We start from the raw sequence: 16,599 nt of genomic DNA, 5'->3' as shown, positions 1-16,599 counted from the left end.
CAAGCTACTGCTTGATAACGATCGGGTTCGAGACAAATTGGATGAGCTCTGCAAGAGCGCACAGGAGAAGCGCGCCTATGCCAACCGGACCTAAAGCCAAAAGCGCCCCGCCGACATGATCGGCAATACCGTCCGCGTCATGCGTATTGCCATTGGCGAGGAAACCGACGACGGCAGGAGCGCCGCCGCCAAAGAGCTTGGTTCGATGAGTGGAAAGAAGCGCGCCGCCAACATGACGCCAGAGCGGTGAGCCGAGATCGCTAGGTACCACAACGGCCTCGCCGCCCGGAGCGCTGAGCGTTTCGACATTTCGTTGAATTTCTGTTCCACAGGAAGGAAGAAGGGTTAGCACCTATACGCGCGCGGGAGAGCCAAAACATCAGGCGATGTCGATGGCAAAGGCACAGCAGCATCTGCGGAAGACCGGTGCGCTTCACCGTGAAGGAACAGAGGTCAAGAGCTATGCTGCCGCGTCGAGGGCAACTCATGAGCGGCCTCGACCAAGACAGCCGCTGCCTGTTCGACCTGATCGGCCGCATGGTCGACCTGTTCGATCTTCTTCGCCAGCCGATTGTGGAGCATCGCAAGCCGTGCGGCGTGGTAGATGGCGCTTCGCTTTCCGCCGTCTGAATCGAGCGGTTCAAACAGCATGGCGACGGCTCCTCATTGAGTCAGCGACGCGATCGTCAGCAGTCGCCTTTTGGCTGCTCTCGCGTGCCGTTGTTCGGCCCGAATACGGGCGCAAAGGGCAAGGCTGACGGCAAGCCCGCAGCTCTCTTCGAGCATCGCCTTTGCCTGTTTGAGAGATTGTTCTGCTCGCTTCACGCGTTGCCTAGCGGCCGCCTGTTCCAAGACTACCAGTTCTACCATAATGCCGTGTCCTCACGGTTTGCGATCCCTTCAAAAGGAGAACAACGGCCTATCCCTTTGGTTCCGCTGACGGAATGTCGCGGCAGACGGGGGGCAACGCGCCGCGAGCAAACGTTTGCTAGTCGAAGATGCCAAGGCCACTGCCGCCAGGACTGCTCACTGACAGATCCCAAGGGCTTCGAGGGGCAGGCGAAAGCGGGTAGGCGCATAATCCGGCCATGACCAGGACCACGCGGCCGTAGCGGAAGAACCAGAAGTGCTGGCGAGCATCGGCGCGGTGATGGCGGCGATGTAGAGCGGCCTAACCGTGCGGTGGTCTAGCTCTGGGTGGCAAGCTTTCACACGGATTTGCGGCTAATCTGGCCAAACGCCGGTCTCTTAGCCAGATGGTCTTCAGTTTCTCGTCGCGACTGTTATCAGGAATCGATCGGCCTTGCATCGCGGCAATCACATAGTCGGCTCTGTTGGTTCGATAGTCCTCTTTTTGCGCAGACATCGTGGCTCCTCCCGGTCGAGGCCCTCAGCCCTCTTTTTTGGCTTTGATGCAGAAACTAACTACCGATGTGCCGTGGGAGTCCACCAATTGGGGATTGAGTAAAACGATACATTCCCGGGGGCAACCACGGCCGGGCTGCTGCCAGGCAAAAGGGCGCTGGAGCGCATAAAGCGGGCAGGAGGAAGACGTCAGCCCGGCCGGCAAAAACGCGCGCAGGCGAGGCTGCAAGAGGCCAGTTGCGGGTCTCGAAACAAGGCTGTATCTCGCCCGGCATATCCTCATGCGAAACGCCTGTACGCAGTTCGTTCAACTTTTCCGCACTTGCCAGGCGAGGTAGGCAATCGCCGCACCCTCGCTAACCAGCTCTACCCCTAACAGCAGTCCGATCAGCCACGCGGCCGTCCCGGGGATCCTGACCCACAGTATCAGGGAAAGAAGGATACCGACCACTCCACTTCCCAACACCCAGCCCCAATTGGGAAAGGGATGGATGGTGAGGGCGAAAACCAGCTTCGAGATACCCTCGATCATGAAGAAGACGATCAGCAGCAAAGTGACAGTCAGCAGGCCGTTTCCCGGATGGCGCAGAAAGAGGAGACCAATCATCATAGCAAGGATGACCGAGATGAGTTGCAGCCAGAAATGAGGCACGTGGCCCGCACCGACGAGGCTTATGCCTTGCAGGCCCCCACTGATAATCAGCAGCCACCCCAGCAGAACCACCACCGCGACCGACGAGATCATAGGAGAGATCATCGCCAAAGTTCCGGCCACGACCAGCAACACGCCCTCTACCAGATACCAAAGCGAATACCGCTTGACGGTCTGCCGCATTGCCTCGCGAAAGACTTCTGCGGCTGCATCCAACGAGTTCGACCTGGCCTGCCTCAAAAAATCGCCTGTATCTACGATAACCCCGAGCCGGTCCGCATGGGCTTTCGCAATCCTGAGGAGAGTTGCCGCTGTTTCTTGGGCAGTCCATCCGCGATCTTGTGACGCTGCGACCAGCTCTTTGAACGCAGGTTCTAAAGCGACCTCACAGTTGACTTCCCGATCCGGACTGTTCTCCGGCAAGATTGGCGGTTCAACCTTGTGGGACATGCACAAGAAGTGCACCAGGGAGAAAAGGTTCCGACGCGCTTTAACAATTGACCAGGACACTGAAACAGCCCCGGCTCATTGGCCAGGAAGGCGCCGCACGCGCCCCAAGCCTTGGACAGGCCCTTTTGCGACAATTGTCGCAAAAAAGGGAGGAAGCGAAAGAAGCTATGGCAGCAAAGCCGCACGCCCCGCTAACGCAACGTCCGCCGATTGCGCGCGTTCTACAGTAGGGAGACGGGTGGCCTAATGCGCCGACAAAATCGGAGGACAGCTAGGTGTGATGTCTAGGTTCAAAGACGCCCTTGAGCGCGGAAAGGAACCTCGCCGCGTCAGGCGGTTGCCGTAGCGCAACATTGCGTAGAAATGGGTAGCGCAGGAGGATACCGCCAAACAGTGCTGTCACGGAATTCGTTTGTTGAAAGGGTCTTTTGCCGGCGCGCTGTGGCCCGTTGAGGTCTTTAATCGAGAGCGTGGGCGAAGCCCGACGGATATCGACTATCCGCCGGGCGAGCCGCCCTCAGTGGTGATGGGCGGAAACGCTCTTGACGTATTCGGGCACAAGTTCCCTCGGCGCCGACTGACCGACGTCGCCGACGCTGAGGATGCCGACCATCCGCATCTTCTTGTTGATCACCGGCAACCTGCGGATTTTCAGTTCCTCCATGTGCCGCATGGCCTTGGCCAGATCGTCGTCTTCGCGGCAGCAGTGAATGCCGGTCGTCATGACATCGCGCGCCGTCGCGGTGCGGCTGTCGAAACCATCCTCCGCCAGTCCTTTACAGACAATGTCGCGATCGGTCACCATTCCGATCAGCCGGTCGTTCTCTCCGATGGGAATCGAACCGATGTCCTCGGCTCGCATCAATTTTGCCAGTTCGGTGACGGTGGTTTCGGGGCTGACCCAGTCGACACCCTTATGCATTGCGTCTTTGACTTTCATGACGGACCTCCCTTCCTGAGGTTGGTGCATGGCCCTCTGTCTCATGTTACCAAAAGTTCCTCGCATTCGACAGCTGTCAGTGACGGGCCCGAGCGGTGCGGAAGCGGCGTTGGTTCAGCGCCATGGGGCGTTCCGATACTGCCTTCGACAGCCCCAAGGCGTCGGCAGCTTCAGCCTGGGACAGCGCCATCATGCGGCGTACTCGGATTTCACCGGAGGGTTGAAGACTTGCCGAGCCCGAGCGGCGCTAGGCCAATTGCCTTCGCGCTGCAATGCCGCTTCGGATGGTGGTGATACCCTGCCGCCGGCGTCCAACTGAGGCCGCGCCATGCGATCCAAGGTATTGATCAGACCTCAGAGCTTTCCGCTCCGTCGATAAGCGGGTCAGGCGTGCATTCGGCGGCAAGGCGGGGCGCATCGAGAATTGCGATCGTCTGGCCATGGACCCTGATGCCGGACTTTCCCAAGCTCGACAGTGCGCGCGAAAACGACTCGCGCGTTATGCCGAGCTCGGAGGCGATGAGCGTCTTTTCGAACGGCAGAACGGCGCGGTCCGGCGTGCCCTGCCGCTTCGACAGGGCCAGAATATAACAGCCGACACGCTGGGTCGCGGTTCTCAATTTGAGGTTCTTGATCTGCCGGACCATGCGTCGAAATTGTTGCGCGAGGCTTCCGATCACGGCATGCGCCAACAAGGGATCCGCGTCGACGGCCGCGCGAAACGCTGCCGCATGTATCAACAAGAACCGCGAAGGTTCGGGCACACGAGCCTGCATGAGATAGGGCGCTCCGGTCACGACGGCGGCGGGGATGATGAGATCCGGGGCTCGAACAGCCTCGATCAACACTTCGCGGCCTTCGGCCGACCGTCCAAACAATTGCGCGGATCCCGCCAGCACGATCAGTTGGAAGTTCGGCACGTCGCCTTGCTCGAACAAAACCGTGCCTGACGGCACGCTGTGCACCATGGCGCTTCGCAGCAGATCGGTCCGGCGGGATGCGGGTAGCCCCCGAAACAGCGGCAACTGGTCCGGAGCCATCTCCTCATGCGTCATTTCATCCAACAAAATGTTCTTCTCCAATTGGGGCTTTCCCACCACTTCCGCATCATTTGTGACAAATGTCACGTCGAGCCTTGATTTGGATCAATGTCTCATCGCGCCGGCTTAGCCATCTTGGCCTTGAAAGGGCGAGAGTCCGATCCTTGAGGCCAACTGTCGAAGGGGCTGCCGACGATGGAAACCACCGTCAATGCTAAGTCTGGTCAAATCCTGGGTGCAAGCACGGCCGCATTCACGGTCTGCTTCGCGGTCTGGACCATTTTCTCCATCATCGGCATTCGTATCCGCCAGGACCTCGGCCTCAGCGAGACGCAGTTCGGCCTGCTTGTCGGCACGCCGATCCTGACGGGTTCCCTGCTCAGGGTCGCGCTTGGCATCTGGACGGATCGCTACGGCGGCCGGATCGTCTTTACTGTGAACATGCTCGCAGCCGCGGCCGCGACGTTCCTGTTGACCTATGCTCACACCTATCCGCAGATGCTGGTCGCGGCCCTCGGCGTCGGCATCGCCGGCGGCTCCTTTTCAGTTGGCGTCGCCTATGTCTCGCGCTGGTTTCCGCCGGAAAGACAAGGTACGGCGCTCGGCATCTTTGGCGCGGGCAATGTCGGTGCCGCAGTCACCAAATTTCTCGCCCCGTTCGTGCTCGTCGCTTTCGGATGGCAGGCGGTGGCGCAGGTCTGGGCCGCGGCCCTCGTCGTCATGGCCGTCATCTTCTGGCTCGCGACGGACGACGACCCGGTCATCGCCGAACGCCGGCGCTCCGGCATCAAGCCGAAAAGCGCCTGGCTCGAGCTCGAGCCTCTGAAGAACGTGCAGATCTGGCGTTTCGCGCTCTACTATTTCTTCGTGTTCGGCGCCTTTGTCGCGCTCGCGCTCTGGCTGCCGCAATATCTCATCAATGTCTACGGCCTCGACATCAAGACGGCCGGCATGATCGCAGCCTTTTTCTCGGTGCCGGCGAGCCTGTTTCGCGCCTATGGCGGACACCTTTCGGACAGTTTTGGCGCCCGCCGCGTGCTCTACTGGACCTTCCTGGTTTCGGTCGCCGCGACCTTCGTCCTGTCCTATCCGCCGACCGACTATCTTGTTCACGGCGTCAACGGCACGACGACCTCCTTCCACATCGAAATGGGCCTTTTCGGCTTCATCGTCACGATCTTCGTGCTTGGCTTCTTCATGGCACTCGGCAAGGCGGCCGTCTACAAGCACATCCCGGTCTACTATCCCGACCATGTCGGTTCGGTCGGCGGACTTGTGGGCATGATCGGCGGCCTCGGCGGTTTCGTGCTGCCGATCCTGTTCGGCCTGCTGCTTGACCTGACCGGCCTCTGGACGAGCTGCTTCATGGCGCTCTTCCTGCTGGTCTCCGGCGCTCTGCTGTGGATGCATATGGCCATCCGCCAGATGGAACGCGGAACCGTTGGCGAGGCTCTCGCCAAGCTCCCGCCTTTCCCCGAGATGCAGGATATGCCCGCGCCTGTGGCGAGGGTCCGAAAGGACGATGCCCTTACCGACTGGCGTCCGGAGGATAAGACCTTCTGGGCTGAAACCGGCCGCCGCATCGCCAAGCGCAATCTGTGGCTATCGATCCCGGCGCTGCTGCTTTCCTTCGCCATCTGGCAGGTGTGGTCGGTCGTCGTCGCCAAGCTTCCGCTCGTCGGCTTCACCTTCACCACGGATCAGCTCTTCTGGCTCGCCGCTTTGCCTGGCATCTCCGGGGCGACGCTGCGCATCTTCTATTCCTTCATGGTGCCGATCTTCGGCGGCAGGCTCTGGACGACGCTTACGACCTGGTCGCTCATCATACCGGCGGTCGGCATCGGCTATGCGGTGCAGAACCCCGACACACCCTACGCCGTGCTGTTGATACTGGCGCTGCTCTGCGGCTTCGGCGGCGGCAACTTCGCCTCGTCGATGGCCAACATCTCCTTCTTCTTCCCGAAGGCGGAGAAGGGGAACGCGCTGGCGCTCAACGCCGGCCTCGGCAATCTCGGCGTCAGCGTCGTCCAGTTCGTCGTGCCGCTGGCGATCACCACCGGGATCTTCGGCTGGCTCGGCGGCGATCCGGCCATGGTCAAGGGACCGACCGGCGATGCGCCGCTCTGGCTGCAGAATGCCGGCTTCGTTTTCGTGCCCTTCATCGCGCTCTCGGCTTTTGCCGCCTGGTTCGGCATGAACGACATCGCTTCGGCCAAGGCATCCTTCAGCGAGCAGGCCGTGATCTTCCAGCGCCGTCACAACTGGATCATGTGCTGGCTTTACACGGGCACTTTCGGATCCTTCATCGGCTATTCGGCCGGCTTCCCGCTGCTCACGAAGATGCTGTTTCCGGATGTCAACGCGCTCCAGTACGCCTTCCTCGGCCCGCTCGTCGGCGCCCTCTCGCGCTCGGGTTCCGGCTGGCTGGCGGACAAATATGGCGGCGCGCGGGTCACCTTCTGGGCCTTCGTGCTGATGATCGCGGGCGTTGCGGGTGTCTTGTGGTTCATCGGCATCAAGGACCAGCCGGGCGCGTTCATGGGCTTCTTCGTTTCCTTCCTGCTCCTGTTCTTCGCCACCGGTGTCGGCAACGCCTCCACGTTCCAGATGATCCCGGTGATCATGGCCAAGGAGATGGGCCGCTTGTTGCCGAAAGCCAACGCGGAAGCGCGTCGCCAGCAGGCGGAGAAGGAGTCCGCGGCCATCACCGGCTTCACCTCGGCGATCGCGGCCTTCGGGGCGTTCTTCATCCCGAAGAGCTACGGCACCTCCATCGCCCTCACGGGCGCGCCGAACGCCGCGTTGTTGGGGTTCCTGCTGTTCTACGTGAGCTGCCTGGCCATCACCTGGGGTGTCTACTCCCGCAAGGGCGGCCTTCTCCACGACATCGAGCGCGCCAAGCGCGGCGCGCCCGCCCATCCGGCCGCGGCCGAATAACCAGGGACAAAGCAATGTCGCATTTTCTCGACCGGCTAACCTTCTTCCGCAAGACCGTCGACAGTTTCTCCGACGGCCACGGGATCGTGACCAATGAGGATCGCTCCTGGGAAGACGGCTACCGCAAGCGCTGGCAGCACGACAAGATCGTGCGCTCCACCCATGGCGTGAACTGCACCGGCTCCTGCTCGTGGAAGATCTACGTCAAGGGCGGCATCGTCACCTGGGAGACACAGCAGACCGACTATCCGCGCACGCGGCCCGATCTGCCCAACCACGAGCCTCGCGGCTGCGCGCGCGGCGCCTCTTACAGCTGGTATCTCTATTCCGGCGCACGGGTGAAATACCCGATGATCCGCGGCCGGCTGTTGAAGCTGTGGCGGGCCGCCCGCGCCAAGATGCCGCCCGTTGCGGCCTGGGGCTCGATCGTCGAGGACGCGAACAAGCGCCAGTCCTACATCTCGATCCGCGGCCATGGCGGCTTCGTGCGCGCTACCTGGGACGAGGTGAACGAGCTCATCGCGGCAGCCAATGCCCATACGGTGAAGACCCACGGTCCCGACCGCGTCATCGGCTTCTCGCCGATCCCGGCCATGTCGATGGTCTCCTACGCGGCTGGCTCGCGCTATCTGTCGCTGATGGGCGGCGTGTGCATGTCCTTCTACGACTGGTATTGCGACCTGCCGCCGGCGAGCCCGCAGACCTGGGGCGAGCAAACCGACGTTCCCGAAAGCGCCGACTGGTACAATGCCGGCTTCATCATCGTCTGGGGTTCCAACGTGCCGCAGACGCGCACGCCCGACGCGCATTTCTACACCGAGGTCCGCTACAAGGGCACCAAGAGCGCGGTCGTCTCGCCGGATTATGCCGAAGCAACGAAGTTCGCCGATATCTGGTTGAATCCCAAGCAGGGAACCGACGCCGCGCTGGCGCTCGCCATGGGCCACGTGATCCTGCGCGAATACCACCTCGACCGCACGGTCTCGTATTTCGACGACTACGCCCGGCGCTACACCGACATGCCCTTCCTGGTGCGGCTTGCGGAGCGCGACGGCCGGCTCGTTCCCGAGCGCCTGCTTCGCGCGTCCGAGATCAGGGGAGCGTTCGGCGAGAAGAACAATCCGCAATGGAAGACGGTCGCCATCGACGAGGCGACGGACGCGTTGATAGCGCCTCTCGGATCGGCTGGCTATCGCTGGGGCGAGCAAGGCAAGTGGAACCTCGAGGAAAAGGACGGCAAGGGGCGGGACGTTCGGCTGAAGCTCACCCTTGCCGGCGACGGAGCCGATATCGCGGCCGTCGACTTTCCCTATTTCGGCGGCCGGGCGTCGGAGCATTTCGTGGCCACCTCGCACGGCGAGGTCCTGACCCGCAACATCCCGGTCCGCACGATCAAGACCGTCGACGGGCCGGTGAAGGTCGCGACGGTCTACGACCTGCTCATGGCCAACTACGGCCTCGACCGCGGCTTTGGCGGCGCCAACGTCGCCTCTTCCTACGACGAGGACGTGCCGTTCACACCGGCCTGGGCCGAGCGCATCACCGGGGTGAAGCGCGACGCCATCGTCACCGTGGCGCGCGAGTTCGCCACCAATGCAGAAAAGACCAACGGGCGCTCGATGGTTATCCTGGGCGCCGGTCTCAACCACTGGTACCACATGGACATGAACTACCGGGGGATCATCAACCTCCTGGTGTTCTGCGGTGCCATCGGCCAATCGGGCGGCGGTTGGTCGCATTATGTCGGCCAGGAAAAGCTGCGGCCGCAGACGGGCTGGACGCCGCTCGCCTTCGCGCTCGACTGGGCGCGCCCCCCGCGCCACCAGAACTCGACATCCTTCTTCTACGCGCACACGGATCAATGGCGGTACGAGACCCTGACGGCAGCGGAGATCCTGTCGCCGACCGCGCCCGAAGGGGACTGGAACCAGAGTTTCATCGACTACAACGTTCGCGCCGAACGCATGGGCTGGCTGCCTTCCGCGCCGCAGTTGAAGCAGAATCCGCTCGACATCGCCAAGCGCGCTTCTGCGGCCGGCCTCGAGGTCAAGGATTATGTGGCGAGCGCACTGAAGTCCGGTGAACTCGACCTTGCATGCGAGGACCCCGACGATCCGGCCAACTGGCCGCGCAACATGTTCGTGTGGCGCTCCAACATCCTCGGGTCCTCCGGCAAGGGACACGAATACTTCCTGAAGCACCTGCTCGGCACCACACACGGCGTCATGGGCAAGGATCTCGGCGCCGAAGGCAAGGTGCGCAACAAGGAGGTCGCCTGGCACGACGAGGCGCCGCAAGGAAAGCTCGATCTTCTGGTGACGCTCGACTTCCGTATGTCGACGACGTGCGTCTACTCCGACGTCGTGCTGCCGACAGCGACCTGGTATGAGAAGAACGATCTCAACACTTCCGACATGCATCCCTTCATCCATCCGCTGTCGGCGGCGGTGGACCCTGCCTGGGAGGCGCGCTCGGACTGGGATATCTACAAGGGCCTTGCCAAGACCTTTTCCGAGGTCGCGCCGGAGGTGCTGGGCGTGGAGAAGGACGTTGTCCTCACCCCCATCCAGCACGACACGCCCGGCGAGATCGCCCAGCCTTTCGATGTCGCCGACTGGAAGCGCGGCGAGATCGAACCGATCCCAGGCAAGACGATGCCGGCGGTGACGGTCGTCACGCGCGACTATCCGAACCTCTATGCCCGCTTTACCGCGCTTGGCCCGCTGATGACCGAGGTCGGTAACGGCGGCAAGGGCATCAGCTGGAAGACGGCGCATGAAGTCGAGGCACTCGGCGCTCTCAACGGCGTCCAGCCCGCCGGCTCCGCCAAGGGCCTGCCGAAGATCGAGACGGATATCGACGCGACCGAAGTGATCCTGATGCTCGCGCCCGAAACCAACGGCGAGGTCGCGGTGAAGGCCTGGGAGGCGCTCGCCAAGGCGACCGGCCGCGACCATGCCCATCTCGCCATCCCGAAGGAGGACGAGAAGATCCGCTTCCGCGACGTTCAGGCCCAGCCGCGCAAGATCATCTCCTCGCCGACCTGGTCCGGCATCGAGAGCGAGAAGGTCTGCTACAACGCCGGCTATACGAACGTCCACGAACTGATCCCGTGGCGCACGCTGACCGGGCGCCAGCAGCTCTATCAGGACCATTTGTGGATGCGGGCCTTCGGCGAAGGCTTCGTCACGTGGAAGCCGCCTGTCGACCTCAAGACGATTTCCGCCGTCAAGGGGCTCAGGTCCAACGGCAACAAGGAGATTGTCCTCAACTTCATCACGCCCCACCAGAAATGGGGCATCCACTCTACCTATACGGACAATCTCCTGATGCTGACGCTCAATCGCGGCGGTCCGGTGGTGTGGATTTCCGAGACCGATGCCAAGGCCGCGGACATTGTGGACAACGACTGGGTCGAGGTCTTCAACGCCAATGGAGCGCTCACGGCCCGCGCCGTCGTCTCCCAGCGCGTGAAGCAGGGCATGATGCTGATGTATCACGCCCAGGAGAAGATCGTGAACACGCCCGGCTCCGAACTGACCGGCAACCGCGGCGGCATCCACAATTCGGTGACGCGCACCGTGCTCAAGCCGACGCACATGATCGGCGGCTATGTCCAGCAGTCCTACGGCTTCAACTACTACGGAACCGTAGGCTCCAACCGCGACGAGTTCATCGTCGTCCGCAAGATGGCGGCCGTCGACTGGCTCGAGGAACCCCTGCAAGCCGATGCTCCCAAGGAGGCAGCAGAATGAAAATCCGTGCTCAGATCGCGATGGTGCTGAACCTCGACAAGTGCATCGGGTGTCACACCTGTTCGGTCACCTGCAAGAACGTCTGGACCAACCGGGAAGGCGTCGAATACGCATGGTTCAACAATGTCGAGACCAAGCCGGGCGTCGGCTATCCCAAGGAGTGGGAGAACCAGCAGAAATGGAACGGCGGCTGGCGGCGCAAGAAGAACGGCAAGATCGAGCCGAAGATGGGCGCCAAGTGGCGCATCCTTGCCAACATCTTCGCAAACCCTGATCTGCCGGAGATCGATGACTATTACGAGCCGTTCACCTTCGACTACGAGCATCTGCATACGGCCAAGGAATCGAAGGCTTTCCCCACGGCCCGTCCTCGCTCGGCCATCACCGGCGAACGGATGGAAAAGATCGAATGGGGACCGAACTGGGAGGAAATCCTGGGCGGCGAGTTCGAGAAGCGTTCGAAGGACGTGAATTTCGAAGGCGTCCAGAAGGACATCTACGGCCAGTTCGAAAACACCTTCATGATGTATCTGCCGCGACTGTGCGAGCACTGCCTAAACCCGGCCTGCGCGGCAGTGTGCCCGTCGGGAGCCATCTATAAGCGCGAGGAGGACGGCATCGTCCTGATCGATCAGGACAAGTGCCGCGGCTGGCGCATGTGCGTCTCCGGCTGCCCCTATAAGAAGATCTACTACAACTGGTCGTCGGGCAAATCGGAGAAGTGCATCTTCTGCTTTCCGCGCATCGAGGCGGGACAGCCGACGGTTTGTTCGGAAACCTGTGTCGGGCGTATCCGCTATCTTGGCGTGATCCTCTACGACGCCGACCGTATCGAGGCCGCCGCCAGCACGCCGCAAGAGAAGGACCTCTATCAGGCGCAGCTCGATGTCTTCCTCGATCCGAACGATCCGGCCGTCATCGCTCAGGCCCGCGCCGACGGGATTCCCGACAACTGGCTGGAGGCGGCCAGATTGTCGCCGGTCTGGAAGATGGCGATGGAGTGGAAGATCGCCTTTCCGCTTCACCCGGAGTACCGCACCCTGCCGATGGTCTGGTACGTTCCGCCGCTCTCGCCCATCCAGTCGGCGGCCGCCGCCGGCAAGATGGGCGTGGATGGCGACATGCCCGACGTGCGCAGCCTGCGCATCCCGCTCCAGTATCTCGCCAACCTGCTGACGGCGGGCAATGAGGAGCCTGTGGCGCTCGCGCTCGAGCGCATGCTGGCGATGCGAAGCTACATGCGGGCAAAGACGATCGACGGCCGCCTCGACGAGTCGATCGCGGCGCGTGTCGGCCTGACGGGTGCGGCCATCGACGAGATGTACAAGGTGATGGCGATCGCGAATTACGAGGACCGTTTCGTCATCCCGACGACGCACCGCGAGTGGAGCGAGGACGCCCAGGACATGCGGGGCTCCTGCGGTTTCTCCTTCGGCAACGGCTGCTCGGGAGGCTCCACCGAGACGAACCTCTTCGGCACTAAGCCGACCAAGCGGCCGACGAACCCGATGGAGATCGCGTGATGGCGACGCCGAAAAGGACTTTCAAGGCGCTCTCGGCGCTCCTTTCATATCCGACCGAGGAACTTTGCGCGGCGATCCCGGAAATTAACGCGGCGATTGCAGCCGAGGGTTTGGTGTCGGACGAAGCAGGCAGGCAGCTGCAGTCCTTGCTTGCCGATCTGGCGACCCTGGATCTCTACGATCTCCAGGAGCGCTACGTCGAGTTGTTCGACAAGACGCGCCGTCACTCGCTGCATCTGTTCGAACACATCCACGGCGAGAGCCGCGATCGCGGCCAGGCGATGGTCGATCTGGTCGAGCATTACCGGCGTGGCGGGCTTGTCGTTACGGCAAACGAATTGCCTGACTTCATCCCGCTTTTCCTGGAGTTTCTTTCTGCTCGTCCCCTTGCGGAGGCGCGCGGCCTGCTCAATGAAACCGCCCGCATCTTCTCGTTGCTGGAAGAGCGGCTCACCAGGCGCAACGCAGGCTATGCCGCCGTGTTCACGGCCATACGCTCGATTGCCAGCGAGCCCGCCATGGTCGTGGGCGCTGCCGAAATCGACGAGTCCGACGACCTGGCGGCCATCGACGCCGCCTGGGAAGAGACCGCCGTCACATTCGGTCCCGGAAATGCGACCGACGGCTGTTCCGTCGATCGGCTGAGGATCCAGATGCGTGCCGCCAATCGCGATGCGCGCAACACTGCGGCCTGACGGAGGGAAGCTATGTCCAGTACAATCAACGACGCGCTCTTTGGCTGGTATCCCTATTTCTGCCTGACGATCTTCCTGCTCGGCAGCCTGCTGCGTTTCGATCGCGAGCAGTACACCTGGAAGACGGGCTCATCGCAGTTGCTGCGGCGGCGCCAGCTGCGCTGGGGTTCAAACCTGTTTCATGTCGGCATCCTGGCGATCTTCGCCGGCCATTTCGTCGGCCTGCTGACGCCGATCTGGATTTTCGATGCGCTTGGCGTCTCGCACAGTTTCAAGCAGGGCCTGGCTATCACCGTCGGCGGCATCGCCGGCATTGCCTGCTTCATCGGTATCGCGCTTCTTGCCCATCGCCGGCTGTTCGATGCCCGCATCCGCAACACGTCCGCGCCGGGCGACATCGCGATCTTATTGCTGCTCTGGCTGCAACTCACGCTTGGCCTTTCATCCATCTTCGTCTCGCTCGGTCACATGGACGGCCACGAGATGGTGAAATTCATGAACTGGGCACAGGGCATTCTCACCTTGCAACCGGCGGCCGCGGCCTACGTCGCCGACGTCAATCCGATCTTCAAGGCGCACCTCCTGCTCGGCATGACGATCTTTCTGGTCTTCCCGTTCACGAGGCTGGTTCATGTCTGGAGCGCGCCGATCTGGTATCTCGGTCGCCCCGGCTATCAGGTTGTGCGCACACGCTTCGCGGTCCGCCGATCGCCGGCGCTCGGACCTGCGTTCCGGTCGGCTGAGCCGGTACGGCGTCCCGCCGCCGCTCCCGCCCACCAGCCTGCGGAGTAGACCATGGCCGCGCTCGTCATCGATCATTCGGCCGGCCGCAAATCGTCCGAACATCCGCACGAACACCGGCCCGCGGTTCCCGACACCGCGCCGTCCCGGGAACGGGTGGCGATGCCGCCGGTGACCGTCAACGGTGTGGCGATCTCGCGCAAGGCGATTGCCGCCGAGGTGCAGAACTTTCCCGCACGCAATCCCGGCGAAGGCTGGCGTGCGGCGACCCGTGCGCTCGTCATCCGCGAACTGCTTCTGCAAGAGGCGCGTCGTCTCGACATCGCCGTGGAGCAGCGGACTGACCAGGATGGGCGCAGGGAGACTATCGAGGACGCGCTGGTGCGCGGGCTGATCGAGCGCGAGGTCCGCGTTCCGGAGGCGGACGAAGAGATGCTGCGGCGCTTTTATGAGAACAATCTTCGCCGCTTCGTGACGCCGCCGCTCCATGAAGCCGACCATATTCTCATTGCGGCCCGTCGCGACGATCGCGAAGCCTTTGACGCCGCGCGTGAAAGGGCGCTGGCGCTCAGGTCCAGCCTGGCGGCGGCGCCAGAGCGTTTTGCGGCGGTGGCGCGGGACTGCTCGGATTGCCCGTCGGGAGCTCTTGGCGGCAGCCTTGGCCAGATCGGGCCGGGCGACACGACGCCGGAATTCGAGGCCGCTCTCGTCGATCTCGCCCCAGGCGATATCTCGCCGCCGGTGGAGACGCGTTACGGCGTCCACCTCATCCGCCTGACGCGGCGCATCGATGGCCGCCAGCTGCCGTTCGAGGCCGTGCGCGAACGCATCGCGGCCTACTTGGCCGAGCACGTCAGCCGGCAGGCGACCGCACAATATGTGTCTCTCCTTGTCGGCGGGGCGGACATCAGAGGCATTGCCATCGACGGCGCATCCTCGCCGCTGGTGCAGTGAGGAGGATACGATGCTCGGAGATCTGATTGCCTCGCTCGAGGACCCGATTGTGGCCGTGGCTGTCGTTGCCGCTTTCGATGAACCGGGCTTGCTGGCGCGCCTGGCCGCGGCCGCCGAGGCAGCCGGCCATTCACCGGCCGATATCGTCGGCTCGGCCGTTCGCAATTTCGTTGACACCGCATCCGACGATCTTTGGACCCAGCTCATCGGTATCATGAACCGTGCGCAGGATCCGGGTCTCGCGGCCATACGCGCAATTCTCGAAAAGACGCTGCCGGACGTCGAGGCATGATCATGCCGGCAACACTGCCCGACAGTTGCTTCTGCTCAGACACCGGCGCGATGCCTTTCGAAAAGGCTCGGAGCGCGGTCATGGCGTTGGGCCGGCCGCTGGGCCGGCCGGATATGGTGCCGTTGGCCGACGCTGTCGGACGTGTTCTGGCTGCGGCGATCGAAGCTCCTTGCGCCATTCCGCCTTTCGACCAGGCAGCGATGGACGGCTACGCCATAAGCGTGACCGGCAGGAGAGGCGTGCCCCTGGTTCTCCCGGTGGCAGGCCGTACGAGGGCGGGTGACCCGCAAGGTGTCCTGGCTCCGGGCGCCGCGCATCGAATCATGACAGGTGCCGCTTTGCCCAAGGGCGCCGACACTGTCGTCATGCAGGAACAGACGACGCGCCGTGGCGATCTCGTGCAGTTCGCGTTCGACGCGGCACCTGGCGCGCATATTCGCAGGGCCGGCGAGGATGTGAGGCAAGGAGCCAGCGTCCTTCGCCCAGGCTGCATGATCGGTTGGCCAGAGATCGCGCTTCTTGCCGCCATCGGAATTGACCGCGTCCCGGTTGCGCGTCGCGTGAGGATCGCCGTTGTCACGACCGGCTCCGAGTTGTGCAAGGCTGGCGAGCCGCTTGCAGACGGTGCGATCTATGACTCCAACGGTCCGCTTCTCGCTGCCCTGCTGAGGGAGCCGAACACCGATGTTGTGTTGTCGACCGTTCACGACGACACCACAGCCATCGCACGAGTGCTCGAGGACAGCGCGAGGTCGGCGGATCTGATTGTCACCACTGCGGGCATGTCGGTTGGCGAGGAGGACCATGTGCGCAACGCCATATCGCGGGCCGGAGGCCAACTCGAGATCGTCAAGGTGGCGATGAAGCCCGGCAAGCCGTTGGCCATCGGTAAGGTAGGGGAGGCGTGCTTCGTCGGATTGCCAGGCAACCCACAGGCCGCGGCCTTTGGCGCGCTCGCCTTTGCGCGTCCGGTCATAGGCACCCTCCTAGGTCGGACTCCAGCGAGGAGCATTACGGCCGAGCTGGCCTTCATGTGTTCCCGCAAGGTGGATCGCACGGAATTGGTGCCGGTCCGCTTGACTGTCGAGCAGGGTCGATTGACCGCCAGCCGCAGCGGGCCGGACGGTTCGCACAGAATGATGCCGATGGTGTCGGCTGACGCGATCGCGATTATGCCCGGCGCCTCAACGCCGGCGGAGCCTGGCATGCCCGTCGAAGTGCTTCCGTTCAGCCATGGGTGCTTTGGGGGATAGAT

At 62.8% G+C, this 16,599-nt stretch carries 14 protein-coding genes; 10 read left to right on the top strand and 4 right to left on the bottom strand.

From position 1 onward, the window contains the following. Positions 1–115: 115 nt before the first annotated feature. Both EN853_RS35115 and EN853_RS33995 read left to right on the top strand, forming a co-directional pair. Positions 116–250, top strand: coding sequence for a hypothetical protein (locus tag EN853_RS35115; protein WP_281061503.1), 135 nt, complete (start codon positions 116–118; stop codon positions 248–250). Positions 251–486: 236 nt separating this feature from the next. Then, positions 487–630 carry a hypothetical protein gene (locus EN853_RS33995; protein ID WP_167524514.1) on the top strand — a complete coding sequence of 48 codons (144 nt, stop codon included), beginning with the start codon at positions 487–489 and terminating at the stop codon, positions 628–630. A gap of 33 nt (positions 631–663) precedes the next feature. Here EN853_RS33995 and EN853_RS18605 read toward each other — a convergent pair whose 3' ends face one another. The 4 genes from EN853_RS18605 to EN853_RS18585 all read right to left on the bottom strand — a co-directional run bounded on the left by EN853_RS18605 (position 664) and on the right by EN853_RS18585 (position 4,489). Continuing rightward, the gene (locus EN853_RS18605; RefSeq protein ID WP_127860938.1) at positions 664–870 is read right to left on the bottom strand and encodes a hypothetical protein; all 207 of its coding nucleotides are present in this window, start codon (positions 868–870) and stop codon (positions 664–666) included. A gap of 802 nt (positions 871–1,672) precedes the next feature. Beyond that, positions 1,673–2,467, bottom strand: coding sequence for an HdeD family acid-resistance protein (locus EN853_RS18595; RefSeq protein WP_245517084.1), 795 nt, complete (start codon positions 2,465–2,467; stop codon positions 1,673–1,675). Between the two features lie 517 nt (positions 2,468–2,984). Then, positions 2,985–3,407 (bottom strand): CBS domain-containing protein, encoded by a 423-nt coding sequence (locus EN853_RS18590; protein ID WP_127860940.1) that lies wholly within the window; start codon positions 3,405–3,407, stop codon positions 2,985–2,987. Between the two features lie 347 nt (positions 3,408–3,754). Continuing rightward, a complete protein-coding gene (locus EN853_RS18585; RefSeq protein ID WP_245517085.1) occupies positions 3,755–4,489 on the bottom strand; it encodes a helix-turn-helix domain-containing protein in 735 nt (244 codons plus the stop codon). A 153-nt stretch (positions 4,490–4,642) separates the two neighbouring features. Here EN853_RS18585 and EN853_RS18580 point away from each other — a divergent pair, with 153 nt between their 5' ends. The 8 genes from EN853_RS18580 to glp are packed head-to-tail and all read left to right on the top strand — an operon-like array spanning position 4,643 to position 16,597. After that, positions 4,643–7,384, top strand: coding sequence for an MFS transporter (locus tag EN853_RS18580; protein WP_127860941.1), 2,742 nt, complete (start codon positions 4,643–4,645; stop codon positions 7,382–7,384). A gap of 14 nt (positions 7,385–7,398) precedes the next feature. Then, positions 7,399–11,139: a nitrate reductase subunit alpha gene (locus EN853_RS18575; protein WP_127860942.1), complete on the top strand. Its 3,741-nt coding sequence runs from the start codon at positions 7,399–7,401 to the stop codon at positions 11,137–11,139. Then, entirely contained in the window at positions 11,136–12,662 is a 1,527-nt protein-coding gene (gene narH, locus EN853_RS18570) for a nitrate reductase subunit beta (RefSeq protein ID WP_127860943.1), read from the top strand. Before EN853_RS18575 ends, narH begins: the two co-directional genes overlap by 4 nt. Next, entirely contained in the window at positions 12,662–13,357 is a 696-nt protein-coding gene (narJ, locus tag EN853_RS18565; RefSeq protein WP_127860944.1) for a nitrate reductase molybdenum cofactor assembly chaperone, read from the top strand. The genes narH and narJ overlap by 1 nt, the downstream gene beginning before the upstream one ends. 12 nt (positions 13,358–13,369) lie before the next feature. Next, positions 13,370–14,149 carry a respiratory nitrate reductase subunit gamma gene (gene narI, locus EN853_RS18560; RefSeq protein WP_127860945.1) on the top strand — a complete coding sequence of 260 codons (780 nt, stop codon included), beginning with the start codon at positions 13,370–13,372 and terminating at the stop codon, positions 14,147–14,149. A 3-nt stretch (positions 14,150–14,152) separates the two neighbouring features. Further along, positions 14,153–15,052, top strand: a complete 900-nt coding sequence (locus EN853_RS18555) for a peptidylprolyl isomerase (protein WP_127860946.1) — start codon at positions 14,153–14,155, stop codon at positions 15,050–15,052. A 10-nt stretch (positions 15,053–15,062) separates the two neighbouring features. Beyond that, positions 15,063–15,344: a hypothetical protein gene (locus tag EN853_RS18550; RefSeq protein ID WP_127860947.1), complete on the top strand. Its 282-nt coding sequence runs from the start codon at positions 15,063–15,065 to the stop codon at positions 15,342–15,344. Next, complete coding sequence (gene glp / locus EN853_RS18545) at positions 15,341–16,597, top strand: gephyrin-like molybdotransferase Glp (protein ID WP_127860948.1); 1,257 nt, start codon at positions 15,341–15,343, stop codon at positions 16,595–16,597. Before EN853_RS18550 ends, glp begins: the two co-directional genes overlap by 4 nt. Positions 16,598–16,599: the final 2 nt, after the last annotated feature.

The sequence above is a fragment of the Mesorhizobium sp. M1C.F.Ca.ET.210.01.1.1 genome (assembly GCF_004791585.1).
Classification (GTDB): Bacteria; Pseudomonadota; Alphaproteobacteria; order Rhizobiales; family Rhizobiaceae; genus Mesorhizobium.
Note: the sequence above shows the minus strand (reverse complement) of the source record. Positions and strands in the feature narration are given on the sequence as shown.

Coding starts and splice junctions, on each gene's coding strand:
- EN853_RS35115 (WP_281061503.1), top strand. CDS start 116: ATGATCGGCAATACCGTCCGCGTCATGCGTATTGCCATTGGCGAGGAA.
- EN853_RS33995 (WP_167524514.1), top strand. CDS start 487: ATGAGCGGCCTCGACCAAGACAGCCGCTGCCTGTTCGACCTGATCGGC.
- EN853_RS18605 (WP_127860938.1), bottom strand. CDS start 870: ATGGTAGAACTGGTAGTCTTGGAACAGGCGGCCGCTAGGCAACGCGTG.
- EN853_RS18595 (WP_245517084.1), bottom strand. CDS start 2,467: ATGTCCCACAAGGTTGAACCGCCAATCTTGCCGGAGAACAGTCCGGAT.
- EN853_RS18590 (WP_127860940.1), bottom strand. CDS start 3,407: ATGAAAGTCAAAGACGCAATGCATAAGGGTGTCGACTGGGTCAGCCCC.
- EN853_RS18580 (WP_127860941.1), top strand. CDS start 4,643: ATGGAAACCACCGTCAATGCTAAGTCTGGTCAAATCCTGGGTGCAAGC.
- EN853_RS18575 (WP_127860942.1), top strand. CDS start 7,399: ATGTCGCATTTTCTCGACCGGCTAACCTTCTTCCGCAAGACCGTCGAC.
- narH (WP_127860943.1), top strand. CDS start 11,136: ATGAAAATCCGTGCTCAGATCGCGATGGTGCTGAACCTCGACAAGTGC.
- narJ (WP_127860944.1), top strand. CDS start 12,662: ATGGCGACGCCGAAAAGGACTTTCAAGGCGCTCTCGGCGCTCCTTTCA.
- narI (WP_127860945.1), top strand. CDS start 13,370: ATGTCCAGTACAATCAACGACGCGCTCTTTGGCTGGTATCCCTATTTC.
- EN853_RS18555 (WP_127860946.1), top strand. CDS start 14,153: ATGGCCGCGCTCGTCATCGATCATTCGGCCGGCCGCAAATCGTCCGAA.
- EN853_RS18550 (WP_127860947.1), top strand. CDS start 15,063: ATGCTCGGAGATCTGATTGCCTCGCTCGAGGACCCGATTGTGGCCGTG.
- glp (WP_127860948.1), top strand. CDS start 15,341: ATGATCATGCCGGCAACACTGCCCGACAGTTGCTTCTGCTCAGACACC.